This is a genomic window from Castellaniella sp. GW247-6E4 (assembly GCF_040276065.1).
Classification (GTDB): Bacteria; Pseudomonadota; Gammaproteobacteria; order Burkholderiales; family Burkholderiaceae_B; genus Castellaniella.
In genome coordinates this window covers 347397-370053 of sequence record NZ_JBELOI010000002.1, presented here as the reverse complement: position 1 = coordinate 370053, position 22657 = coordinate 347397, and the positions used below count along the sequence as shown (strand labels likewise).

Genomic DNA, 22657 nt, shown 5'->3' with positions numbered 1-22657 from the left:
GACTGCTCTAAAATGACCGCGAAACACGACACAAGCCCCCATCATGACATATCAGGACGCCATTTAACCATGACCGAACTGCCCCCCGCCCGCCTCTCGCCCAGCCTGCTCTCGGCGGACTTCGCCCGCCTGGGCGAGGAGGTCCGTGCGGTCGTCGCCGCAGGCGCCGACTGGATCCACCTGGACGTGATGGACAATCACTACGTGCCCAACCTGACCGTGGGCCCCATGGTCTGCGCCGCCCTGCGCCCCCACACCACGGTGCCGCTGGACGTGCACCTGATGGTCGAGCCCGTCGACGACCTGGTTCCGGCCTTTGCCAAGGCGGGTGCCGACATCATCAGCTTCCACCCCGAGGCCTCGCGTCACGTCGACCGCACCCTGTCCCTGATCCGCGAGCAGGGCTGCAAGGCCGGCCTGGTCTTCAACCCCGCCACGCCGCTGGCCTGGATGGACCACGTGATGGACAAGCTCGACCTGGTGCTGTTGATGTCGGTGAACCCGGGATTCGGGGGCCAGGCGTTCATTCCCCGGACCCTGGCCAAGCTCTCCGAGGCGCGCCAGCGCATCGACCGGTGGCGCGAGGACGGCGGCCAGCCGATCGCGCTCGAGGTGGACGGGGGCGTCAAGGTCGACAACATCGCCGCCATCCGGGCGGCCGGCGCCGACGCCTTCGTGGCGGGCTCGGCGATCTTCGGACAGCCGGACTACGCCCAGGTGATTCAAGCCCTGAGGGCTGGCATCGCCCAGGGCGATGCCATCAGGCGGGCCCAATAATCCGCCGCTGCGGCGCCGTTGGCGGGTCCCGGCGGCGCGTGCCGCCGCAGCATGGCGCAACAAATGCTACGATGGCGTTTGCAGACTCAACCCCCATGCTGCGGCATGGCCCGGCCCGCCCGCCGGGAATTCTTCGGCTCCGACCCTCATCATGCAATTCACCGCAATTCTGTTCGATCTGGACGGCACCATCCTGAACACCATTCCCGACCTGGCCGATTCTGCCAATGCGATGCGCCAGGACATGGGCTTGCCGCCCATTGACGAGGGCATCCTCGCCACCTACGTGGGCCAGGGCTTCGAACACTTGGTGATGCGCGCGCTGTCCCACGAAGGCCAGCCCGCGGACGTCCAGACCGTCATGCGGGGCATGGCGCGCTACCGCGACCACTACCGCGCCTTCAGCGGCCGGCGCACCCAGCTCTACCCCGACGCGTTGCAGGGCCTGCGGGACTTCCGCGACAGCGGCGCCAAGCTCGCCGTGGTCACCAACAAGCTCACCGAATTCACCGGCCCCCTGCTGCAACAACACGGCATCGCGGAATTTTTCGAGGTCGTGGTCTGCGGCGATACCTGCGAACGCCGCAAGCCCGACCCCATGCCCTTGTGGCATGCCTGCGAGCTCCTCGGCGTCAAGCCCGGCGAGACTTTGTTCATCGGGGATTCGATCACCGATGCCGAGGCCGCCAACGCCGCCGGCATTCGCATCCTGGCCCTGCCCTACGGCTACAACGAAGGCCGCCCCGTGCAGGCCCTGCCGGTGGATGCTATAGTGGACTCCCTCGTTTCGGCCGCCCAATGGGCTGCCAACGCAACACCGCTTGCAGAAAACGCATGAACACGATCCGCTATTACCCAATCACCACCGGCGCCACCTGGCGCTGGTGGCGTCCGTATTCCGGGTAATGCGATCACCCGGCGCGCGCCTGCAACATCGCGCCGCCCATCCAAGACAGCCCGGATCCGAACATCGGCCGGGCTTTTTTTATTCCTGTCCCGGCCTGTACCCAAACCTCACAGAGACCCCCATGACAGAAATCGAATTCAACGCGCTCGCCGCGCAGGGCTACAACCGGATACCGCTGATCGCGGAAACCTACGCGGACCTGGACACTCCTCTGGCCATCTACCTCAAGCTCGCGCACGCGGGCCCCGAGGGCGGACGCAATAGCTGCCTGCTGGAATCCGTGGTGGGCGGCGAGCGCTTCGGCCGCTATTCCTTCATCGGCCTGCCGGCCAAGACCGTGCTGCGCGCGACCGGCACCACCACCGAAATCGTCACGCAAGGCAAGGTGGTCGAGACCCACGAGGGCGATCCGCTGGCGTTCATTGAATCGTTTCAGGCGCGCTTCCGTGTCGCCCTGCGTCCCGGCATGCCGCGCTTTGCCGGCGGTCTGGCGGGCTATTTCGGCTACGAGGCCGTGCGCCACATCGAGCCGCGCCTGGGCCCCTGCGTCAAGCCCGGCCCGGCCGGCCAGGAGGGCCTCGCACCCGACATCATGCTGATGCAGGTCGATGAACTGGCCATCGTCGACAACCTGGCTGGGCGCACCTACCTGATCGTCTATGCCGATCCCCGGCAGGCCGAGGCCTATGCGCTCGCCAAGCGCCGCCTCAAGACCCTGCGGGAAAAGCTGCGCACGCCCGTGGTCATCCCCTACGCCTACGCCAGCATGCAGACCACGGCGCAGCGCGACTTCAAAAAAGACGACTACCTGGCCGCGGTGCGCAAGGCCAAGGATTACATCGCCGCGGGCGACCTGATGCAGGTGCAGGTCGGGCAAGTCATCGCCAAACCCTTCCGCGACGCGCCGCTGTCCCTATACCGCGCCCTGCGCTCGCTCAACCCCTCGCCCTACATGTACTACTGGAACTTCGACAAGTTCCACGTCGTGGGCGCCTCGCCCGAGATCCTCGTGCGCCAGGAAAAAGACGTCGAGCATGGCCGCGCACGCGAACTGGTCACGATCCGCCCCCTGGCCGGCACCCGCAAGCGCGGCGCCACCGCCGAGGAGGATCTGCGCCTCGAGCAGGAACTGCTTGCCGACCCCAAGGAACGCGCCGAGCATGTCATGCTGATCGATCTGGCGCGCAACGACATCGGGCGCGTCTCCAAGGTCGGCAGCGTCGAGGTTACCGACACCATGACGATCGAGCGCTACTCGCACGTCATGCATCTGGTCTCGAACGTGTGCGGCGAGCTCAACGACGGCATGAGCAATATGGACGTGCTGCGCGCGACCTTCCCTGCCGGCACCCTGACCGGCGCCCCCAAGGTGCGCGCGATGGAATTGATCGACGAGCTCGAGCCCGTGCGCCGGGGCATCTACGGCGGTGCGGCGGGCTACCTCAGCTACGGCGGCGAGATGGACCTGGCGATTGCGATCCGCACCGGCGTGATCCAGGACGGCATGCTCTACGTCCAGGCGGCGGCGGGCATCGTCGCGGACTCCGATCCCGAAAAGGAATGGCAGGAAACCGAGGCCAAGGCCCGCGCCTTGCTGCGCGCGGCCGAGCAGGTGCAATTCGGCCTGGACGAGCCAATCTGACCTGGTGTCCTGTTCAGCTCATTCAGGCCCTTAACGGCGGCGCCAGGACAGGCCGCTAGGCGTCGGCGCGCGCCAGCAATTCGGGCGTGATGTCCGCGATCGTGCGCGCGCCGGTCAGCGTCATGGCGACGCGCATCTCCTTTTCGATCAGGTCGAGCAGGTTCGCCACGCCAGCCTCGCCGGCGGCGGCCAGCGCATAGGCGTAGGCCCGCCCCAGCAACACCGCGTCGGCCCCCAGCGCGAGCATGCGCACCACATCCAGCCCATTGCGTACGCCCGAATCGGCGAGGATGCCCAAGCGCCCCTTCACGGCCTCGGCGATCGCGGGCAGCGCGCGCGCCGTGGACAACACGCCATCGAGCTGGCGGCCACCATGGTTCGACACCACGATGCCGTCGGCGCCGAATTGCACCGCATCGCGGGCATCCTCGGGATCGAGGATGCCCTTGATCACCATCGGCCCGGTCCAGAACTCCCGGATCCACTCCAGGTCCTTCCAGGATATCGACGGATCGAAATTCGCGCCCAGCCAGCCGATGTAGTCCTCGAGCCCTGTCGCCTTGCCCCGGTACGTGGACACATTGCCCAAATCGTGGGGGCGTCCGAACACGCCAACATCCCAGGACCAGCGCGGGTGCGCGATCGCCTGCAGATAGCGGCGCAGGGCCGCATGCGGCCCGCTCATGCCCGAGTGCGCATCACGGTAGCGCGCGCCCGGCACCGGCATGTCGACCGTGAACACGAGGGTCGTCACCCCGGCCGCCCGCGCGCGCTCAAGCACGCTCTTCATGAAGCCGCGATCCTTTAGCACATAGAGCTGGAACCACATCGGCCGGCCGATTGCCGGCACGACCTCCTCGATCGGGCACACCGATACCGTGGACAGGGTAAAGGGAATGCCTTTGCGATCGGCCGCCCGCGCCGCCTGGACTTCGCCTCGGCGGGCGCACATGCCCGCCAGGCCGATCGGGCCCAGCGCCACGGGCAGGGACAGCGACTCGCCGAACAGGCGCGTGCCCAGGTCGAGCCGGGACATGTCGCGCAGCACCCGCTGGCGCAGGGCAATGCCGGCAAGGTCGTCGACATTGCGCCGCAAGGTATGCTCGGCATACGCGCCGCCATCGATGTAATGAAACAGGAATGGCGGCAGGCGGCGCTGGGCGGCGGCGCGATAATCAGTCGAAGCGGAGATGATCATGGTCGGTTCGGTAAGCGTGACAAACGAAAGAATCGGCGGCGACGCACCTCGTTCTCGTCAAGCGCTGTAGTGTATGAATTCGAGATGCCGCCAGAGCACCTCCCGGGCACCCTCGGCACCGCTGCCCAATAGCGATAATACCAGTAACATCGAGTCCGACGATCGGGACGCATCGTTCCCCCTCCTCGACAGAACGAGGCCCGCACAGTAAAATACCGGCATGATTTCTCACGCGACCATACACGCATCGACTTGGTGGCGCCTCCTCTAGGAGGCGGCATCTCCGTGCGTGATTCATCGCAACCTTGCCGCCGTTCTGGCAGGCAAAGGTCCCTACGAATCTGTCTCCGGTGCGGCGGCTCCTGACCCAAGGAAGACCATGACCGTATCACTCTCCCCCCCTACCCTCGGGCTTGCGCAGCCCGCCTCGGCATGCGTGCCTGTTTCCCGACACTGACCAGGACGACCCGATCATGAAGCTGCTGATGCTCGACAACTACGACTCCTTCACCTACAACCTGGTGCAGTACTTCGGCGAGTTGGGCGCGCAGGTCGAAACCGCGCGCAACGACCAGATCACCCTCGACGAGATCGAGGCCATGGATCCCGATCGCATCTGCGTCTCGCCCGGCCCTTGCACGCCCCAAGAAGCCGGCATCTCGGTCGATCTGATCCGCCGCTTCGCGGGCCGCAAACCGATCCTGGGTGTCTGCCTGGGCCACCAGGCGATCGGCGTTGCCTTCGGGGGCACGATCGTACGGGCCCGCGAGATCATGCACGGCAAGGTGTCCCCCGTGACGCACAGGGGGACGGACGTCTTTGCCGGACTGCCCTCGCCCTGCACGGTCACGCGCTATCATTCCCTGGCGATCGAGCGCGCGACGCTGCCCGACTGCCTGACGATCACCGCCGAGACCGCCGACGGCGAGATCATGGGTGTGGCCCACAAGACCCAGCCCGTGTATGGCGTGCAGTTCCACCCCGAGTCCATCCTCAGCGAACACGGCCACGCCATGCTGCGCAATTTCATGGAGCTCTGAGCCCCCTCCCCAACAAAAACAAGGACCACCTCATGCCTGTCATCACCCCGACCGAAGCCCTGGTGCGCTGCATCGAACACCGGGAAATCTTCCATGACGAAATGCTGGACCTCATGCGCATGCTGATGCGCGGCGAGCTCTCGCCGCAGATCGCCAGCGCCCTGCTCATGGGCCTGCGCGTCAAGAAGGAAACCGTGGGCGAAATCACGGCCGCCGCGCAGGTCATGCGCGAATTCGCGCTGACCGTGCAGGCCCCGAATCCCGAGGACCTGCTGGACATGTGCGGCACCGGCGGGGACGGCTCGCGCACCTTCAATATCTCGACCGCGTCCATGTTCGTGGCGGCCGCCGGCGGCGCCCGGATCGCCAAGCACGGCGGGCGCAGCGCCTCATCCTCGTCGGGCAGCGCCGATGTCCTCGAGGCGCTGGGGGTGCGCATCACGGCAACCCCCGAGCAGGTGGCCGACTCCATCGAGGCGACCGGCATCGGCTTCATGTTCGCGCCGGCCCACCACGGCGCGATGAAAAACGTCGCGCCCGTGCGCAAAGAGCTCGGCGTACGCACGATTTTCAACATCCTCGGTCCGCTGACCAATCCCGCGGGCGCCGGCAACCAGCTCATGGGCGTATTCCACGCCGATCTCGTCGGCATCCAGGTGCGGGTGCTGCAACGCCTGGGGTCGCGCCACGTGCTGATCGTCCACGGCAAGGACGGCATGGACGAGGCCTCGCTGGGGGCGGCCACGCTGGTCGGCGAACTCAAGGACGGCGAGGTGCGCGAGTACGAAATCCACCCCGAGGACTTCGGCATGTCCATGGTTTCGAACCGCAGCCTGAAAGTCGATAATCGCGAGGAATCCGCACGCATCGTGCGCGAGGCCCTGGACAACACCCCCGGCGCGGCCCGTGATATCGTGGGCCTGAACGCCGGCCTGGCCCTGTACGCCGGCAACCGCGCACCCTCGATCCCGGAGGGCATCCGGCAGGCCTTCGAGCTGATCGCCAGCGGCGCCGCCCGCGACAAGCTCGAACAATTCCGCCGCTATACCGAACGATTCGCATCATGACCGATATCCTCGCCCGCATCCTCGAAACCAAAAAGACCGAAGTCGCCACCGCACGGCAGATGCGCAGTGAATCCGAGCTGATGCGCGAAGCCAAGAGCCGCAAGGATCTGCGCGGCTTTGCGCGCGCCATCGAGGACAAGATCGCGCAAGGCAAGCCGGCCGTCATCGCCGAGATCAAAAAGGCCTCCCCTTCCAAGGGGGTCATCCGCGAAGACTTCCGGCCTGCCGATATCGCAGCCACCTATGCCGCGCACGGCGCGGCATGCCTGTCCGTCCTCACGGACGTGCAGTACTTTCAGGGCGGCTACGATTACCTGCGCCAGGCGCGCGCGGCCTGCACCCTGCCCGTGCTGCGCAAGGATTTCCTGATTGATCCCTATCAGATCATCCACGCGCGGGCCCTGGGGGCCGATTGCGTCCTGCTCATTGTGGCGGCCCTCGAAGCCACCCAGCTGCGCGAGCTCGAGGCGGTGGCCATCGAGCTCGGCATGGACGTGCTGGTCGAGATCCACGACCGCGCCGAGCTCGAGCTCGCCCTCACCCTGCGCACGCCGCTGCTGGGGATCAACAATCGCAATCTGCGCAGCTTCGAGACCTCGCTGGACACGACCCTGGCCATGCTGGCCGACATCCCCGAGGGCAGGCGAGTCATCACCGAAAGCGGCATTCTCGCGCCGGCCGACGCCGCCCTGATGCGCGAGCGCGGCGTCCAGGCCTTCCTGGTGGGCGAGGCGTTCATGCGCGCCGAGGATCCGGGCGTCGCGCTGCGCGAGCTGTTCTTCGCCGAATGAGCGATGCCACCCACCCGCCCGCGCAGGCGCCGCAGGCCGCCTGCGCCCTATGCGTGGCCGAGCCACCCGGCGCGCTGTGGCGGGACGACGTCCTGTCCGTGATCCGGGTGGACGACACGCCGCTGCCGGGCTTCATCCGGATCGTCTGGCGCGCGCACATCGCCGAGATGACCGATCTGGACGCCGCCTCGCGGTCGCGCCTGATGTGCGCCGTCTGGCTGGTCGAGGACGCGCTGCGCGGGTGCCTGCACCCCGACAAGATCAATCTCGCCAGCCTGGGTAACCAGGTCCCGCACTTGCACTGGCACATCATTCCGCGCTGGCGGGCGGATCCTTACTTTCCCGGGACACCGTGGTCCACGCCGTTGACCGATCCGGCCCAGTTGGCGGCCTGGGAGGTTCGTCGGGCCGGAATACAAGCCCGCCTGCCCGCATTCCACCAAGCGCTGATCGCCAGCCTGAAGGCCGGGTCCGCATAGCGCTGCCCCCGCCGGCGCGCACCGCTACATCATCGAGTGCTACACTGGCTGGCCTAAAATAATTGACGACAAATCATCCGCAAATGCCAGGTCCCACCGTATGAAACTGTACTATTCGCCCACATCGCCCTATACCCGCAAATGCCTGATCGTCGCACATGAGGTTGGCTTGGCCGATCGCTTGCAAATCATTCAGGTATCAACGGCCCCCACCACGCCGAGCCAAGAGCTGCTGCGCCACAACCCGTTGTGCAAGCTACCCACTCTTTTGCTTGACGATGCTTCGGCGCTGTACGACAGCCGGGTGATCTGCGAATACCTGGACGACCTCGGCTCAGGCGGTTTGCTACCGAAGCAGGGTGCGGCACGCTGGCAAGTCCTTGCACGGCAGGCCCTGGCCGAGGGGATCCTGGATGCGGCCTTATCCGCCCGCTACGAGGCGGTGCTGCGGCCCGCGGAATTTCGATGGGAGGCCTGGAGTGAGGGCCAACTTGCCAAGATCCACAGCACCCTTGCACAGTTCGAGCACCAGGCGGACTCTTTAGCGCAGCGAGTGGATCTTGGCACGATCGGTCTGGCGTGTGCGCTGGCCTACCTGGATCTGCGGTTTCCAGAGCTGGACTGGCACACCGTGAATCCACGGCTTGGGTCCTGGTTCAACGCGTTTGAACAAAGGCCATCAATGCGGAAAACCCAGTTCCAGGCATAAGCCCGCCGCCGCTCTCGACAATCCACATTGTCAACGACCGGCATCGCATACGGTTACCGTAAACCGCCCTCCCGCTGGGCTAGGGTGCGCCGATGATCGGCGCACCCTCAAAAACGATCATGGCGCCCAAGGGCGCCATGATCGTTTCACTGGACGGACAGCCCGATCAGTGGGAAGACCGCTTATGGCTGAGCTTGCGGGCGGCCGCGGCTTGGGCCGCCAGCATGGCGAGCTCGGCCTCGACGACGGCGATGTCGGCCTTGTCCTTGGTGTTGCGCAGTGCCTCCTCGGCGCGCTGGCGCGCCGCGACGGCCTTGGCCTCGTCCAGATCAGCCGCGCGGATGGCGGTGTCGGACAGAACGGTCACCGAGCCTGGCTGCACCTCGAGGATGCCGCCGGCGACAAAAATGTTTTCCTCGCCGCCACCAGCCAGCTTGATCTTCAGCGTGCCCGGACGGATGCGCGAGATCAGGGGAGTATGGCCCGGCAGGATGCCCAGGTCACCCGACTCACCCGGCAGGGCGACGAACGTCGCCTCGCCGGAGAAGATCGATTCCTCCGCACTGACCACATCAACGTGGAGAGTAGCCATTTGCAATCCTTATTGGAGGGTCTTGGCTTTCTCGAATGCCTCGTCGATCGAGCCAACCATGTAGAACGCCTGCTCGGGGAGCGCGTCGCACTCGCCTTCGACGATCATCTTGAAGCCGCGCAGCGTCTCGGACAGCGGCACGTACTTGCCCGGCGAGCCGGTGAAGACCTCGGCCACGTGGAAGGGCTGGGACAGGAAGCGCTGGATCTTGCGCGCGCGGGCCACGGCCTGCTTGTCCTCGGGCGACAATTCGTCCATGCCCAGAATCGCGATAATGTCGCGCAGTTCCTTGTAACGCTGCAAGGTCTGCTGGACGGCGCGAGCGATGCTGTAGTGCTCCTCGCCGACAACCTGCGGGTCGAGCTGGCGGCTGGTCGAATCCAGCGGGTCCACGGCCGGATAGATCCCCAGCGCGGCGATGTCCCGCGACAACACCACGGTCGAGTCCAGGTGCAGGAAGGTCGTGGCGGGAGACGGGTCGGTCAAGTCGTCCGCAGGCACGTACACGGCCTGGATCGAGGTGATGGAACCAGTCTTGGTCGAAGTGATGCGCTCTTGGAGCTTGCCCATTTCCTCGGCCAGCGTCGGCTGGTAGCCCACTGCGGACGGCATGCGGCCCAGCAGCGCGGACACCTCGGTGCCGGCCAGAGTGTAGCGATAGATGTTGTCGACGAAAAACAGCACATCGCGGCCCTCGTCGCGGAATTTCTCAGCCATCGTCAGGCCGGAGAGCGCCACGCGCAGGCGGTTGCCGGGGGGTTCGTTCATCTGGCCGAACACCATGGACACCTTGGACTCGGGCAGGTTGTCGAGCTTGATGACGCCGGCATCCGACATTTCGTGGTAGAAGTCGTTGCCTTCGCGGGTGCGCTCGCCCACGCCGGCGAACACGGACAGGCCGCTGTGCGCCTTGGCGATGTTGTTGATCAGTTCCAGCATGTTGACGGTCTTGCCCACGCCGGCACCGCCGAACAGGCCAACCTTGCCGCCCTTGGCGAACGGACACACGAGGTCGATCACCTTGATGCCGGTTTCGAGCAGCTCGACCGAGGGCGAGAGCTCGTCGAACTTGGGGGCGTCCTGGTGGATGGCGCGCTTTTCGTCCGAGGCGATCGGGCCACGCTCGTCGATGGGGCGGCCCAGCACGTCCATGATGCGGCCCAGGGTGCCGGTGCCGACGGGCACCGAGATCGGGGCGCCGGTCGAGGAGACCTCCATCCCGCGGCGCAGGCCGTCGCTCGAGCCCATGGCGATGGTGCGCACGACACCGTCGCCAAGCTGCTGCTGGACCTCGAACGTCAGGCCTTTTTCCGCATAGTCGGAAGACTCGTCGGTCAGGGTGAGTGCGTCGTACACCTTGGGAATGTTGTCGCGGGGGAACTGAATATCCACCACTGCGCCGATGCACTGAACGATGGTACCGTTGCTCATGTCTAGTCCTTGCTAAATATCCTTGGGTTGCCCGGGTGCCTGAAGATCAGACAGCAGCGGCGCCGCCCACGATTTCCGAAATTTCCTTGGTGATGGCCGCCTGGCGGGTCTTGTTGTAGACCAACTGGAGGTCGCCGATGACTTTCTTGGCGTTGTCCGAAGCCGCCTTCATGGCCACCATCCGTGCAGACTGCTCGGAGGCCATGTTCTCGGCTACCGCCTGATAGATCAGGCCCTCGACGTAGCGCAGCAGCAGATCGTCGATGACGGTCTTGGAATCGGGCTCGTAGAGATAATCCCAGCCGTACTTGGTCTCGAGGCGCTCCTCGCCCTCGGAGTCGGACTGGAAGGGATCCTCGAGGCCGGTCGGCAAGGGCAGCAGGCGGATGAAGCTGGGCTCCTGCCGCATCGTATTGACGAACCGGGTGTTCGCCAGGTACACCGCATCGAGCTTGCCAGCGATGAAATCGTCGATCTGGACCTTGATGGCGCCAATGAGGCGCTCGAGGTTGGGCGCATCGCCCAACTGCACCTCGGAGGACACCACGTTGGCCCTGATGCGATTGAGCAGGCCGGCACCCTTGCTGCCCAGCGCGGTCGCCTGCACACGCACGCCCTGTTGCTCGAATTCCTTGATCCGCGCCAGCACCAGGCGCGAGATGTTGGTATTCAGGCCGCCGCACAAGCCCTTGTCGGTGGTCACCAGCACGATGCCCACGGCGTTGAGCTTGGCGCGCTCGACCATGTAGGGGTGGGTGTAATCAGGGTTCGCCTGCATGAGGTGGGAAGCGATCGCCCGCACCTTGCGCGCATAGGGACGCCCGGCCCGCATCCGTTCCTGCGCCTTGCGCATCTTGGATGCGGCGACCATCTCCATTGCCTTGGTGATCTTGCTCGTGTTTTGCACGCTCTTGATCTTGGTTCGAATTTCCTTGATTCCGGCCATTACACTTTCCTGTCTGGGCAGACCGGGGCGGGCGCGAGCCCGGGCCCCTCGGACCGCTACTTAAAACGTGCCGTGCTTCTTGAATTCCTGAATCGCGGCGCCCAGCGCGGCGTCGTCGTCCTTGGAGAGTTCCTTGACGTCCTCGATGCGCTGGATCAGGGCTTCGTGCTTGGATTTCAGGTAGTCCTTCAGGGCCTTCTCGAAGGACAGGACCTGACCGACATCGAGGTCGTCGAGGTGGCCGTTATTGACGGAATACAGCGCGACGGCCAGCTCCCAGACCTGCTGCGGCTGGTACTGGGGCTGCTTGAGCAGTTCGACCACGCGCTTGCCGCGTTCGAGCTGGCGGCGGGTGGCATCGTCCAGGTCGGAGGCAAACTGCGCAAAGGCCGCCAACTCGCGATACTGAGCCAAGTCGGTACGAATCCCACCGGAGAGCTTCTTGACCACCTTGGTCTGGGCCGAGCCGCCCACCCGCGACACCGAGATCCCGGCGTTGATGGCGGGGCGGATACCGGCGTTGAACAGGTCGCTCTCGAGGAAGATCTGACCGTCGGTGATGGAAATCACATTGGTCGGCACGAACGCGGACACGTCGCCGGCCTGCGTCTCGATGATGGGCAGGGCGGTCAGCGACCCAGTCTTGCCCTTGACGGCTCCGTTGGTGAACTTTTCCACGTATTCCGCGTTGACACGGGCGGCACGCTCGAGCAGACGCGAGTGCAGGTAGAACACATCGCCGGGATAGGCTTCGCGTCCGGGCGGGCGGCGCAGCAGCAGCGAGACTTGGCGATAGGCCCAGGCCTGCTTGGTCAGATCGTCGTACACGATCAGCGCGTCCTCGCCACGATCGCGGAAGTACTCGCCCATGGTGCAGCCCGAATAGGCGGCCAGGTACTGCATGGCGGCCGACTCGGAGGCGGCGGCGGCCACCACGATGGTGTATTCCAGCGCGCCGTGTTCCTCGAGCTTGCGCACGACGTTGTTGATCGTGGAGGCCTTCTGCCCGATGGCGACGTACACGCAGGTGACGCCCTTGCCCTTTTGGTTGATGATGGTGTCGACGGCCACGGCGGTCTTGCCGGTCTGGCGGTCGCCGATGATCAGCTCGCGCTGGCCGCGGCCGATCGGCACCATGGAGTCGATGGCCTTCTGGCCGGTCTGCAGCGGCTGCGACACGGACTGGCGCGCGATCACGCCCGGCGCGACCTTCTCGATGACGTCGGTGGCCTTGGCGTTGATCGGGCCCTTGCCGTCGATCGGGTTGCCCAGCGCATCGACCACGCGGCCGCGCAGCTCGGGGCCGACCGGCACGGCCAGGATGCGGCCGGTGGTCTTCACCGAATCGCCTTCGGACACGCCGATGTAGTCACCCAGGATCACCGCGCCGACCGAGTCGCGCTCGAGGTTGAGGGCCAGGCCGTAGACGTTGTTGGGGAACTCGAGCATTTCGCCCTGCATCACGTCCGACAGTCCGTGGATGCGGGTGATGCCGTCGGTCACGGATACCACCGTGCCTTGCGTGCGGATGTCGGTCGAGGCGCCCAGGCCTTCAATGCGGGACTTCAGCAGTTCGCTGATCTCGGACGGATTAAGTTGCATGGTAAGACTCCTGGAATCCTGTTATGTGGCCCGCCATCATGCGGCCAGCGAATCGCGCAGGCTGGCCAGACGGGCCTGCACGGAAGTGTCGAGCACGTGGTCGCCCACCGCGACACGCACGCCGCCGATCAGGTCCGGATCGACCGTGACCTCGGACTTGAGCTTGAGGCCGAATTTCTTTTCCAGCCCGGCGACCAGCGAGGCAAGCTGCGCCTCATCCAGCGGAAAAGCACTGGCGATGCGGGCAAGCGCCGTGCCCTCGTGCTGATTGCGCAACAGCTCGAACTGCTCGGTGATCTGCGGCAGAATCTCGACGCGACCGTTCTGGACCACCAGGGCGACGAGATTCGCCGCCTGCTCCGGCAGCGCCTGCGGCACCAGGCCGGTCAGCAGTTCGATGCGCTGGGCATCCTCGAGGCGGGGATCGCCCAGGGCCTCGCGCACATCGTCCATGCCCGACACCTGGGCCAGCAGCGACATCACCCCGGACCAGAATTCCAGCCCGCGCGCATCGTCGCGCACCGACAGGAACAAGGCCTCGGCGTAGGGCCGCGCGATTGTAGAGTATTCAGCCATGACTCGCCCTGGTTCAGAGTTGCGCCTTGAGCTGGTCGAGCAGCTCGGCATGTGCCTTTGCGTCGACTTCGCGGCGGAGAATCTGCTCGGCGCCCTTGACGGCCAGTACGGCCACCTCGCCCCGCAAGGCCTCGCGCACGCGCTGGGCTTCCTGGAGGGCATCCTGCCGGGCCTGCGCCACGATACGCGCCTTTTCGGCCTCGCCTTCGCGACGGGCCTGATCGATCAAGGCCGCGGCCTGCTTTTCGGCCTCAGCCAGACGTGCGTGGTTTTCCGTCTTGGAGGCGGCCTCCATCAGGCTGACGCGCGCCTGAGCCTGCGCCAGATCGGCCTTGCCCTTTTCGGCGGCGGCCAGACCATCGGCGATTTTCTGGCGACGATCATCCATTGCCTTCGTCAGGGGCGGCCACACGAACTTCATCGTGAACCAGCCCAGAACGAAAAACACGATCATCTGGAAGAAGAGAGTCGCGTTTAAATTCACGGTCGTATCCCTTAGTTACCCTGTGTGCCCCACGGCGATTCCGCAGGGCACCAAACCAAGCCGTCCGCCAGGCGCAAGCGCCGTCCGGACGACAGCCTGGCCCGCGAGTCGCGGGCCATCGCCGAACGTCAGCCCACGAAGGGGTTGGCGAACGCGAACAGCATGGCCAAGCCAACACCGATCAGGAAGGCGGCGTCGATCAGACCAACCAGCAGGAACATCTTGGTCTGCAGGGTGTTCATCAGCTCGGGCTGGCGCGCGGAGGCTTCGAGGTATTTGCCACCCATCATGCCGATGCCGATGCAGGCGCCGATGGCGCCCAGACCGATGATCAGACCGCAAGCAAGAGCAACGAATGCAACGTTGGTCATAACAACTCCTTGGTAAGTAAACGTTGTGTATTAATCAAAAACTCAAGAATCAAGAACCAGAGTGCAGGGCGAGCCCCGCGAGCCCGCCCGGGCGGGCCCGGGCGAATTTTCCTAGTGGCCTTCGTGGGCCTGGCCCACGTAGACCAGCGTCAACATCATGAAGATGAACGCCTGCAGCAGCACGATCAGGATGTGGAAGATCGCCCATGCCGAACCGGCCAGCACGTGCCCGAACGCGAGACTGAGGCTGGAAGCATTCAGACCGGTCCAGGCGCCACCCAGCAGGGCGATCAGCATGAACAGCAGCTCGCCTGCATACATATTGCCGAACAACCGCATGCCCAGCGACACGCACTTCGCGGCATATTCGATCAGGTTCAACAGAAAATTGAAGGGGGCCAGCACCAGGGCCGCGACACCATGCGCATGGAAGGGCGCGGTGAAGAGCTCCTTGACGAAACCGCCCGGGCGCTTGATCTTGATTCCGTAGTACAGCATCAACACGAGAACGCCCAGGGACATGCCCATCGGGATATTGAGGTCGGCGGTCGGCAGGATGCGATGGTAATACAGCGGGTCGCCGTGATGGGCGCCCAGGCCGGTGTGCTTGAAGACCCAGGCCATGAAATCGACGGGGATGAGGTCGAGCGCATTCATCAGGGTGATCCAGAGGAACACCGTCAGCGCCAGCGGCGCCGCGAACTTGCGCGTGGTCTCGTTGGGAATGATGCCCTTGGATTCCTCTTGGACCATGCCGGCAAGCATCTCGACCGACATCTGGAAACGGCCCGGCACATCAGTGGTGGCGCGGCGCGCGGCGCGCCAGAGGAAATAGACGACGATCGCGCCCGTCAGGATGGCCCAGAACAGGGAGTCGTAGTTGACGACGTCGAAATTCGCGATGACGGCTTGTTTTTCGCCGATGTTGTTCAGGTGCACCAGGTGGTGCTGAATGTACTCGGACTGAGGCGTCGAAACTGCGTCGGTCATCTGCATGCCCTTCAAACGAAATCCAATGTCATGGCATGCGGCGTATCGCCAGCAACACCACGTACCCCTTCATGACGCCCAGCAGGCCCAGCAGGAACGCCGGCCACACCAGCCGATCCCCCGCGTGCCACGCCACCAGGACCACCACGCCCGCCGCCACCAGCAGCTTGAGTGCCTCGCCCCAGAAAAAGGCGAGCGATCCCGGGCGCCCGGACCCGAAATACCCGAGCAGCAGCCGCAAGGCGAACAGCGCGTTGGGTACAAAATAGGCCGCCGCCCCTGCGAAGGCGGAAGCCCCTGCGTCAAACCCTGCAATGCCCCAGGCCACCAGAACCGCGAGCATCCCCGTGAATGCCTGCGCGCCCAATGCCCGGAACAATCCGACCCGTGCCCGCCTGGCGATGATCGCGCGCTCCTGGTCGGTGAGAACCAGGGCTCCGGGCGTATCCGGCCCTTGGCCGTCCCGCCCCGATGTGCTGTATGCGTCCATCCTCAGGCCGTATCGAGCGCCCAGCCCTTGAAACAAAAAGGACTGTGCGCCGCACAATGGTCAAACTATTGAATTATAGCTGTGCTTTAAGGCTACGTTCAAACGCGCCCTCGAAAAGCGAGCCATTTTAACTCAGTTCGATCAGCCGTGCTTGAAGTTCGGCTTGCGCTTTTCCACGAAGGCACGCATGCCTTCCTTCTGGTCTTCGGAGGCGAACAGCGCATGAAAATTGCGGCGCTCGAACAACAGCGATTCGTCCAGCGAGGCCTCGAACGCGCGGTTGACGCATTCCTTGGCCATCATCACCGAGGGCAGGGACATGGCGGCGATCACCGTGGCCGCCTCGATGGCCTCGTCGAGCAGGCGCTCGGGCGCCACGACCCGCGACACCAGGCCGGCGCGCTCGGCCTCGGCCGCATCCATCATGCGCGCCGTCAGCACCAGGTCCATCGCCTTGGCCTTGCCGACCGCGCGCGGCAGGCGCTGGGTCCCGCCATAGCCGGGAATCACGCCGAGCTTGATCTCGGGCTGGCCAAAGCGCGCGTTGTCCGCCGCGATGATGAAATCGCACAGCATGGCGAGCTCGCAGCCGCCGCCCAGCGCATAGCCCGCCACCGCCGCGATGATGGGCTTGCGGATGTGGCGCAGCGCATCCCAGTTGCCGCCAAGATAGTTGGCCTTGTAGACGTCCATATACGACCACTCGGCCATGGCGCCGATGTCGGCGCCCGCGGCGAAAGCCTTTTCGCTGCCGGTCAGCACCATGGCGCCGATGCCATCGTCGGCCTCGAAGGCGGCCACCGCGGCGGCGAGCTCGTCGATCACCGCGTTGTTCAGCGCGTTCAGGACCTGGGGACGATTCAAGGTGAGGATGCCCACCCTGCCCCGGACTTCAACCTTCACCAGCGACTCGCTCATAGTGCCTCCAAATGTAAACTATCGGAATGGAAAATAATCTGATCCGCTACCGCGTACGCTTGGCCGACCCCGCAGGGCACCGATACGCCATCCGCCTGACGATACCGCAAGCCGACTCCAAAGGGCAGACCCTGAGCCTGCCAGCCTGGATACCCGGCAGCTACCTGATCCGTGATTTTGCCCGACAGATCGAAACCCTGCATGCCCGCGACCCGGAGGGTGCCGTCGAGGTGCGCAAGATCGACAGTCACACCTGGCAATGCGCGCCCTGCGCAGGCCCCCTCGAGATTGAGTACCTCGTCTACGCCTGGGACCTGTCGGTGCGCGGCGCCCACTTCGACGAGTCCCATGCCTTCTTCAATGGCTGCAGCCTGTTTCTGGCCGTCCACGGCCAGCAGGACCAGCCCTGCCTGCTCGAGCTCGCACCGCCCACCCACGCGCGCGGCTGGCGCGTCCACACCAGCCTGCCGCCGGCGCACGGCCATCCGGGCTGCGCACGACTGCGCGGCTTCGGCCTGTATCGGGCGGCCGACTACGACACGCTGCTCGACCACCCCGTCGAAATCGGCACGCCACAGTGCGTGAGCTTCGAGGTCCACGGGGCGGTCCACGACCTGGTCTTCACCGGGGTGGCCCCCAATCTGGACCTCGCACGCATCGTCGAGGATGTGCGGCGCATCTGCGCGGCCCAGATCGAGTTCTTCGAACCCCTCGCCCGTCGCGCGCCCTTTCTCGACAGCGCCGAGCGCTACGTTTTCCTGGTCATGGCGACAGGCGACGGCTATGGCGGGCTCGAGCACCGCGCCTCGACCGCGCTGCTCACCCGTCGTGCCGATCTGCCGTCCCTGGGCGGGCCCGCGGCACCGACCGAGGGCTACCAGTCCTTCCTCGGTCTGGTCAGCCACGAGTACTTCCATACCTGGCACGTCAAGCGCATCAAGCCCGCGGCCTTCGCGCCCTACGACCTCTCCCGCCCCAACCATACCCGGCTGCTCTGGGTCTTCGAGGGCTTCACCTCGTACTACGACGACCTGATGCTGCTGCGCGCGGGCGTGATCACGGAACCGGACTATCTGCGCCTGGTGGGCAAGACCGCAAGCGCGGTACGGCGCGGCGGCGGACGCCTGAAACAGTCCGTGGCCGAAAGCTCGTTCGACGCCTGGACGCGCTACTACAAGCAGGACGAGAACTCGCCCAACGCCCTGGTCAGTTACTACACCAAGGGCGCCCTCGTGGCCCTGGGGCTGGACCTTGAGATCCGCCACCAGACCCATGGCGCGCGATCGCTGGACGACGTCATGCGCCTGCTGTGGGAGCGCTATGGCCGGGATTTCTATCGGGACCGGCCCCAGGGCCTCGGCGAGGATGCACTGCCGGCGCTGATCCTCGAGGCCACTGGCGCCGATACGGCCGCGTTCATCGCGCGCCATGCCGAGGGCCTCGAGGACGTGCCGCTGGCCGAGCTGCTGGCCAGTCACGGCATCACGCTGCGCTGGGAGACAGAGCACCCCTCCCGCCCCACGCTCGAGGCGCGCTGGCGCCCGGCCGAGGGTGGCCTGCAGCTGACCACGGTATTCGAGGGCGGCCCGGCACATCGCGGCGGCCTGTCGGCGGGCGACGTTCTGGTGGCCCTGGACGGGCTGAGGATTGCCGACGTGGCCGGCCTCGAACGCCTGCTGGATGCCCGCCGCCCCGGCGAGACCGTGACCGCGCACGTGTTTCGCCGCGACGAGCTGCGCCAGTACCGCCTGCGCCTGGGCCGGCCGCCGGCCCTCAAGTGCGTCCTGAGCCGCAAGGCCTGAGCCGCCATGGCGAACGCCCCGCACACCCGGCGCATCCTGCTCGAGGGCCTGAGGGTCCAGGCACGCATCGGCATGCTCGACCACGAGCGGCTCGCGCCGCAAACCATCCTGTTCCACGCCGAATTCGACACCGATGCCCGCCGCCCGGTGAACGATCACGACATCGGCTCTGTGCTGGACTACCGCGGCTTGCGCGAGGCCTTGATCGACGAGGCCACCCGGGGGCACATCGATTTGCTGGAATCCCTGGTGGATCGCTGCCTGGAGCGCATCCTGCGCCAGTTCCCCGGCGTGCTGCGCGCTAAAATCCGCATCAGCAAACCCGATGCCTTCCCGGATTGCGACGCCGTCGCCATCGAGCAGGACCGAGCCCGCCCGGCCACTTTGCCCCGATAGCCCCATATGTCCACCGCCCCCCACGCCGCCGCGCACGAGCACGCCGAAAGGCCCGCCCGGCGCCAGAGCGTCAGTGAAAACAAACTCGAAAAACGCCTGCTGCGCGAAACCGGTCAGGCCATTGCCGACTACGCCATGATCGAGGACGGCGACAAGGTGATGGTGTGCCTGTCGGGCGGCAAGGATTCCTATGGCCTGCTCGACATCCTCATGCGGCTGCGCAGCCGCGCCCCCATCGATTTCGAGATCGTGGCCGTCAACCTGGACCAGAAACAGCCCGGATTCCCAGAACACGTGCTGCCGGACTATCTTGGCCGCGCCGGCGTACCGTTCCACATCGAGACCCGTGACACCTATTCGGTGGTCAAGCGCCTGGTGCCCGAGGGCAAGACCACCTGCTCGCTGTGCTCGCGCCTGCGACGCGGCATCCTGTATCGCGTCGCGCGCGAACTCGGTGCCAGCAAAATCGCGCTGGGCCACCACCGCAACGACATCCTGGCGACGTTTTTCCTCAACCTGTTCTACGGCGGGCGCATGAAGGCCATGCCGCCCAAGCTGGTCTCGGACAACGGCGAACACGTGGTCATCCGCCCGCTGGCCTACGTGCGCGAGCGCGATCTGATCGCCTATGCACGGCTGCGCGAGTTCCCCATCATCCCGTGCAATCTGTGCGGCTCGCAAGAAAACCTCAAGCGTAAAGAGATCAACCGCATGCTCGAGGAATGGGACCGCTCGTTTCCCAACCGGACCTGGAACGTGTTCCGGTCCCTGTCGCACGTCGTGCCCTCGCACCTGATGGATCCGGGGCTCTTTGATTTTGCGGGCCTGCGGGCCACCGGCCAGGCCGACCCCGAGGGCGACAAAGCCTTCGATGCCGAGGATTTTCCCCTACCAGCCTTCGCCGAGGACGAGGAGGCCGTGGACAGCCTGCTGGAATCACGCATCGCCCGCCCACGCGTGCGGCCCGCCGCGGGCTAGCGCTTCAGTCGGCCGACGCGGCGGGAGAGGCCAGGCGCTAAGGCCAGGCGCGCAGGAACGCCAGCAGCACGTGCGCGGCGTTGTCGGCAGCAAGGCCCATGAACGCATGCATTTCGTTCTCGCCCGGGCCGCCGCCCGCCAGGTCGCTCAAGGAGCGAAAGGCGAGAAAGGGCACGCCGTTGCTGTAGGCCACCATCGCGCAGGCGGCGCTCTCCATGTCCAGCACTTTGGCATGGAAGGTCCGGAACACGTACTGGCGGAAATCGGCGTTGTCCATGAACGCGGCGCCCGACACCCCGCTGCCGCCAACCTGCAGGCGCGGCCTGCGGCTCAGGCACTGGTCCTGAGCGTCGCACGTCCGCAGGGGCACCGCCCCGATGCGGCGCGCCACCTCGAGCATCCGGGGGTCGGCCTCGAACCAGAATTTTTCCTGGAACTCTGTCTGGCCCGGCCGCCGGACGCGCACGGCACGAGGCTGCATCATGCCATAGGGGGCGAACTCGAAACCACCCTTGGACTGCGGCGCGCGGAACTGGCCGGGCGCAAGCTCGCGCATCATCACCAACTCGAGGTACTGGCCCCAGCGCTCGGGCACGCTCACGTCGCCGATGCGCAGGTCGGGATCGACCCCTCCCGCGATGCCGCTGAACATCAGATGACTCACGTTGAAGCGATCGAAGACGAGCTGCGTGTTCATCGCCGCATTCACCATGCTGATCCCGCTCAGCAGCAGCACCACGGGCTTGCCTTCCAGACTTCCGGTGGTGAAGCGCACGCCGTTGGCCTCGTACTCGCGCGGACCCGCAAGACGCCCGGAGAGCAGGGCCAGCTCGGGAGCGAAGGCCGACATCACCGCGATGCGCGGCGTCTCGTCGAAGCGCTCGGCCGCTCGGGGGGCGGTGGCGAACACCAGCGGCAGCAACAGACATGCAAAATACGCCAGACGCGCCATGAAAGAGCTCATCGCTTGGTTTCCTTTATTGCGGGGAGGCCGGCTCATCCCCCTTGACGCCCTCGAGCCTCTCGACCTCGAGGTCGGCATGTACCGGCTCGATCGCGGGCAGGCTCCGGTTGGCCTTGGCGGACAGCTCGCTGAAGCGCGCCACCTTGCCGTAGAGGCCCTGCTGGCCGGCGACCGCCACCACCGTCTGGTTGTACTGGTTGCTGACCGTGCCCAGGGTGTTGCCGAGCCTCTGCAGCCGCTCGGCGACGAGTGCGACCTGGTTGTACAGCCCGCCGGCCTGGTCGCTGAGCACGCGCGCCTGCTCGTTGCTGCGGGCGATCATCCACAGGTTGGCGACCGTGCGCAGGATGGGCATGAGGGTGGTGTGCGAAACCATGATGACGTTGCGCTGGTAGCCATAGTCGAACAGTTCGCGGTTGTGCTTCATGGCCTCGATGTAGGCGGGCTCGATCGGCATGAACATGAGGACGAAGCTCGGGCTGCGCATGCCGATGAGGTTGCTGTAGTCCTTGCGGCTGAGATCGTCGATGTGATGGCGCACCGCGCGCACGTGGTCATCGAGGGCGGCGATCCGCTCGGCCTCGGTTTCGGCGCCGATGGCGCGGTCGTAGTCCACCAGCGAGACCTTGCTGTCGATGACCATGTGCTTTTGATCGGGCAGCTTGATGACGAAATCGGGTTGCCGGCGGTTGCCTTCCTCGTCGCGGAAGCTCGCCTGCGTCTCGTAGTGCGCGCCGGCCTCCAGCCCGGCGAGCTGCAAGGCGCGCTCGAGCTGGATCTCGCCCCAGTTGCCGGTGGTCTTTTTCTCGCCCTTCAGGGCGCTCGTCAGATTGCTGGCCTCGGCGCTCATCTTGAGGCCGATGTCCAGTACGCGGCGAATCTCGGCGCCCAGTTGGGTGTGGCCGCGCTGCGAGGCGTCGTGTACCTCGTTGACGCGCTTCTGGAAACCCTCGATCTGCTCGCGGAAAGGCCGCAGCAGGCTGTCGAGCGATGCCTGGCTGGTGTGCGCGAACGCCTTGCCTTTTTCCTCGAGAATCTGGTTGGCGAGGTTCTGGAACTCGGTGCGCATGACGGCCTTGGACTGCTCGAAGGACTGCCGCAACTCATCGAAGGCGGCCAACTTTTCCCGATGCACGGCACGCAACTGGGTCAGCTCGTGGTCCAGGTCGCGCACGGCCTCGCGCTGTGCGGCCAGCTCGCCATCGCGCGCGGCCAGCAAGGCGATGGACTCCGCCAGGCGCGCGTCCAGGCCCGAGCGCTCGGCCTCGAGGCGGACACAATCGCGATCGAGCGCGGCACGCTCTTGGTCGAGCCGCAAAACCTGCGCGTCCTGCTGCGCCAGGCGCGCCCGCGCGGCATCGCGCTCGAAGGCGCGCGCCGCCAGAGGCAGGCGCATGAGCAGCCAGCCCACGACCCCGCCCAGCAGCACGGCCAGCAGCAGGCCCGGCAGGCCCGCGGCCATCATCGACTCGAATACGCTCACCGTAGACCCTCGAAAATCAGTTCG

24 protein-coding genes are annotated in these 22657 nt (G+C 65.7%); 11 read left to right on the top strand and 13 right to left on the bottom strand.

The window, feature by feature from the left end; all coding sequences use genetic code 11:
* Positions 1-69: 69 nt before the first annotated feature.
* The 3 genes from rpe to trpE all read left to right on the top strand — a co-directional run bounded on the left by rpe (position 70) and on the right by trpE (position 3326).
* Positions 70-777 carry a ribulose-phosphate 3-epimerase gene (rpe, locus tag ABS761_RS04850; RefSeq protein ID WP_350406967.1) on the top strand — a complete coding sequence of 236 codons (708 nt, stop codon included), beginning with the start codon at positions 70-72 and terminating at the stop codon, positions 775-777.
* A 151-nt stretch (positions 778-928) separates the two neighbouring features.
* On the top strand, positions 929-1615 hold the full coding sequence (locus ABS761_RS04845) for a phosphoglycolate phosphatase (protein WP_350406966.1): 687 nt from the start codon (positions 929-931) through the stop codon (positions 1613-1615).
* Between the two features lie 190 nt (positions 1616-1805).
* Positions 1806-3326, top strand: coding sequence for an anthranilate synthase component I (trpE, locus tag ABS761_RS04840; RefSeq protein WP_350406965.1), 1521 nt, complete (start codon positions 1806-1808; stop codon positions 3324-3326).
* Between the two features lie 55 nt (positions 3327-3381).
* Here trpE and lldD read toward each other — a convergent pair whose 3' ends face one another.
* Entirely contained in the window at positions 3382-4524 is a 1143-nt protein-coding gene (gene lldD, locus ABS761_RS04835; RefSeq protein WP_350406964.1) for an FMN-dependent L-lactate dehydrogenase LldD, read from the bottom strand.
* Positions 4525-4997: 473 nt separating this feature from the next.
* Between lldD and ABS761_RS04830 the strand changes: the two genes are divergently transcribed.
* From ABS761_RS04830 to ABS761_RS04810, 5 genes are all read left to right on the top strand, one after another.
* Positions 4998-5564 (top strand): anthranilate synthase component II, encoded by a 567-nt coding sequence (locus ABS761_RS04830; RefSeq protein WP_350406963.1) that lies wholly within the window; start codon positions 4998-5000, stop codon positions 5562-5564.
* Positions 5565-5596: 32 nt separating this feature from the next.
* Positions 5597-6631 carry an anthranilate phosphoribosyltransferase gene (trpD, locus tag ABS761_RS04825; protein ID WP_350406962.1) on the top strand — a complete coding sequence of 345 codons (1035 nt, stop codon included), beginning with the start codon at positions 5597-5599 and terminating at the stop codon, positions 6629-6631.
* Entirely contained in the window at positions 6628-7422 is a 795-nt protein-coding gene (trpC, locus tag ABS761_RS04820) for an indole-3-glycerol phosphate synthase TrpC (RefSeq protein ID WP_350406961.1), read from the top strand. The genes trpD and trpC overlap by 4 nt, the downstream gene beginning before the upstream one ends.
* Entirely contained in the window at positions 7419-7901 is a 483-nt protein-coding gene (locus tag ABS761_RS04815; RefSeq protein WP_350406960.1) for an HIT family protein, read from the top strand. Before trpC ends, ABS761_RS04815 begins: the two co-directional genes overlap by 4 nt.
* Before the next feature lie 100 nt (positions 7902-8001).
* The gene (locus tag ABS761_RS04810; RefSeq protein WP_350406959.1) at positions 8002-8610 is read left to right on the top strand and encodes a glutathione S-transferase; all 609 of its coding nucleotides are present in this window, start codon (positions 8002-8004) and stop codon (positions 8608-8610) included.
* 166 nt (positions 8611-8776) lie between these two features.
* Here ABS761_RS04810 and ABS761_RS04805 read toward each other — a convergent pair whose 3' ends face one another.
* The 10 genes from ABS761_RS04805 to ABS761_RS04760 form a co-directional block, all read right to left on the bottom strand.
* Positions 8777-9202, bottom strand: a complete 426-nt coding sequence (locus tag ABS761_RS04805) for a F0F1 ATP synthase subunit epsilon (protein ID WP_350406958.1) — start codon at positions 9200-9202, stop codon at positions 8777-8779.
* A 9-nt stretch (positions 9203-9211) separates the two neighbouring features.
* Positions 9212-10633 carry a F0F1 ATP synthase subunit beta gene (gene atpD, locus ABS761_RS04800; protein WP_350406957.1) on the bottom strand — a complete coding sequence of 474 codons (1422 nt, stop codon included), beginning with the start codon at positions 10631-10633 and terminating at the stop codon, positions 9212-9214.
* 46 nt (positions 10634-10679) lie between these two features.
* Positions 10680-11579, bottom strand: a complete 900-nt coding sequence (atpG, locus tag ABS761_RS04795; RefSeq protein WP_350406956.1) for a F0F1 ATP synthase subunit gamma — start codon at positions 11577-11579, stop codon at positions 10680-10682.
* A gap of 60 nt (positions 11580-11639) precedes the next feature.
* A complete protein-coding gene (gene atpA, locus ABS761_RS04790; protein WP_350406955.1) occupies positions 11640-13181 on the bottom strand; it encodes a F0F1 ATP synthase subunit alpha in 1542 nt (513 codons plus the stop codon).
* 36 nt (positions 13182-13217) lie between these two features.
* The gene (locus ABS761_RS04785) at positions 13218-13757 is read right to left on the bottom strand and encodes a F0F1 ATP synthase subunit delta (RefSeq protein ID WP_350406954.1); all 540 of its coding nucleotides are present in this window, start codon (positions 13755-13757) and stop codon (positions 13218-13220) included.
* A gap of 13 nt (positions 13758-13770) precedes the next feature.
* Positions 13771-14241 (bottom strand): F0F1 ATP synthase subunit B, encoded by a 471-nt coding sequence (locus tag ABS761_RS04780; protein ID WP_350406953.1) that lies wholly within the window; start codon positions 14239-14241, stop codon positions 13771-13773.
* Positions 14242-14369: 128 nt separating this feature from the next.
* Entirely contained in the window at positions 14370-14612 is a 243-nt protein-coding gene (gene atpE / locus ABS761_RS04775; RefSeq protein WP_043684944.1) for a F0F1 ATP synthase subunit C, read from the bottom strand.
* Positions 14613-14723: 111 nt separating this feature from the next.
* On the bottom strand, positions 14724-15602 hold the full coding sequence (gene atpB / locus ABS761_RS04770; protein ID WP_350406952.1) for a F0F1 ATP synthase subunit A: 879 nt from the start codon (positions 15600-15602) through the stop codon (positions 14724-14726).
* A 28-nt stretch (positions 15603-15630) separates the two neighbouring features.
* Complete coding sequence (locus ABS761_RS04765) at positions 15631-16092, bottom strand: ATP synthase subunit I (protein ID WP_350406951.1); 462 nt, start codon at positions 16090-16092, stop codon at positions 15631-15633.
* A 141-nt stretch (positions 16093-16233) separates the two neighbouring features.
* Positions 16234-17010 (bottom strand): enoyl-CoA hydratase, encoded by a 777-nt coding sequence (locus tag ABS761_RS04760; protein ID WP_350406950.1) that lies wholly within the window; start codon positions 17008-17010, stop codon positions 16234-16236.
* A 20-nt stretch (positions 17011-17030) separates the two neighbouring features.
* Between ABS761_RS04760 and ABS761_RS04755 the strand changes: the two genes are divergently transcribed.
* The 3 genes from ABS761_RS04755 to ttcA are packed head-to-tail and all read left to right on the top strand — an operon-like array spanning position 17031 to position 20186.
* Positions 17031-18812: a M61 family metallopeptidase gene (locus ABS761_RS04755; protein ID WP_502881386.1), complete on the top strand. Its 1782-nt coding sequence runs from the start codon at positions 17031-17033 to the stop codon at positions 18810-18812.
* Positions 18813-18818: 6 nt separating this feature from the next.
* Positions 18819-19208, top strand: coding sequence for a dihydroneopterin aldolase (locus tag ABS761_RS04750; RefSeq protein ID WP_350406948.1), 390 nt, complete (start codon positions 18819-18821; stop codon positions 19206-19208).
* Positions 19209-19214: 6 nt separating this feature from the next.
* Positions 19215-20186 (top strand): tRNA 2-thiocytidine(32) synthetase TtcA, encoded by a 972-nt coding sequence (ttcA, locus tag ABS761_RS04745; RefSeq protein ID WP_350406947.1) that lies wholly within the window; start codon positions 19215-19217, stop codon positions 20184-20186.
* 37 nt (positions 20187-20223) lie between these two features.
* Here the strand turns inward: ttcA and ABS761_RS04740 are convergent, their stop codons facing one another.
* Positions 20224-21150: a 5'-methylthioadenosine/S-adenosylhomocysteine nucleosidase gene (locus ABS761_RS04740; RefSeq protein ID WP_350406946.1), complete on the bottom strand. Its 927-nt coding sequence runs from the start codon at positions 21148-21150 to the stop codon at positions 20224-20226.
* A 13-nt stretch (positions 21151-21163) separates the two neighbouring features.
* Entirely contained in the window at positions 21164-22633 is a 1470-nt protein-coding gene (locus ABS761_RS04735; protein WP_350406945.1) for a DNA recombination protein RmuC, read from the bottom strand.
* Positions 22634-22657 lie beyond the last annotated feature (24 nt).

Bases quoted from the DNA above. Each gene is read 5' to 3' on its own strand.
- rpe (WP_350406967.1), top strand. From the start codon at position 70: ATGACCGAACTGCCCCCCGCCCGCCTCTCGCCCAGCCTGCTCTCGGCG.
- ABS761_RS04845 (WP_350406966.1), top strand. From the start codon at position 929: ATGCAATTCACCGCAATTCTGTTCGATCTGGACGGCACCATCCTGAAC.
- trpE (WP_350406965.1), top strand. From the start codon at position 1,806: ATGACAGAAATCGAATTCAACGCGCTCGCCGCGCAGGGCTACAACCGG.
- lldD (WP_350406964.1), bottom strand. From the start codon at position 4,524: ATGATCATCTCCGCTTCGACTGATTATCGCGCCGCCGCCCAGCGCCGC.
- ABS761_RS04830 (WP_350406963.1), top strand. From the start codon at position 4,998: ATGAAGCTGCTGATGCTCGACAACTACGACTCCTTCACCTACAACCTG.
- trpD (WP_350406962.1), top strand. From the start codon at position 5,597: ATGCCTGTCATCACCCCGACCGAAGCCCTGGTGCGCTGCATCGAACAC.
- trpC (WP_350406961.1), top strand. From the start codon at position 6,628: ATGACCGATATCCTCGCCCGCATCCTCGAAACCAAAAAGACCGAAGTC.
- ABS761_RS04815 (WP_350406960.1), top strand. From the start codon at position 7,419: ATGAGCGATGCCACCCACCCGCCCGCGCAGGCGCCGCAGGCCGCCTGC.
- ABS761_RS04810 (WP_350406959.1), top strand. From the start codon at position 8,002: ATGAAACTGTACTATTCGCCCACATCGCCCTATACCCGCAAATGCCTG.
- ABS761_RS04805 (WP_350406958.1), bottom strand. From the start codon at position 9,202: ATGGCTACTCTCCACGTTGATGTGGTCAGTGCGGAGGAATCGATCTTC.
- atpD (WP_350406957.1), bottom strand. From the start codon at position 10,633: ATGAGCAACGGTACCATCGTTCAGTGCATCGGCGCAGTGGTGGATATT.
- atpG (WP_350406956.1), bottom strand. From the start codon at position 11,579: ATGGCCGGAATCAAGGAAATTCGAACCAAGATCAAGAGCGTGCAAAAC.
- atpA (WP_350406955.1), bottom strand. From the start codon at position 13,181: ATGCAACTTAATCCGTCCGAGATCAGCGAACTGCTGAAGTCCCGCATT.
- ABS761_RS04785 (WP_350406954.1), bottom strand. From the start codon at position 13,757: ATGGCTGAATACTCTACAATCGCGCGGCCCTACGCCGAGGCCTTGTTC.
- atpE (WP_043684944.1), bottom strand. From the start codon at position 14,612: ATGACCAACGTTGCATTCGTTGCTCTTGCTTGCGGTCTGATCATCGGT.
- atpB (WP_350406952.1), bottom strand. From the start codon at position 15,602: ATGACCGACGCAGTTTCGACGCCTCAGTCCGAGTACATTCAGCACCAC.
- ABS761_RS04765 (WP_350406951.1), bottom strand. From the start codon at position 16,092: ATGGACGCATACAGCACATCGGGGCGGGACGGCCAAGGGCCGGATACG.
- ABS761_RS04760 (WP_350406950.1), bottom strand. From the start codon at position 17,010: ATGAGCGAGTCGCTGGTGAAGGTTGAAGTCCGGGGCAGGGTGGGCATC.
- ABS761_RS04750 (WP_350406948.1), top strand. From the start codon at position 18,819: ATGGCGAACGCCCCGCACACCCGGCGCATCCTGCTCGAGGGCCTGAGG.
- ttcA (WP_350406947.1), top strand. From the start codon at position 19,215: ATGTCCACCGCCCCCCACGCCGCCGCGCACGAGCACGCCGAAAGGCCC.
- ABS761_RS04740 (WP_350406946.1), bottom strand. From the start codon at position 21,150: ATGAGCTCTTTCATGGCGCGTCTGGCGTATTTTGCATGTCTGTTGCTG.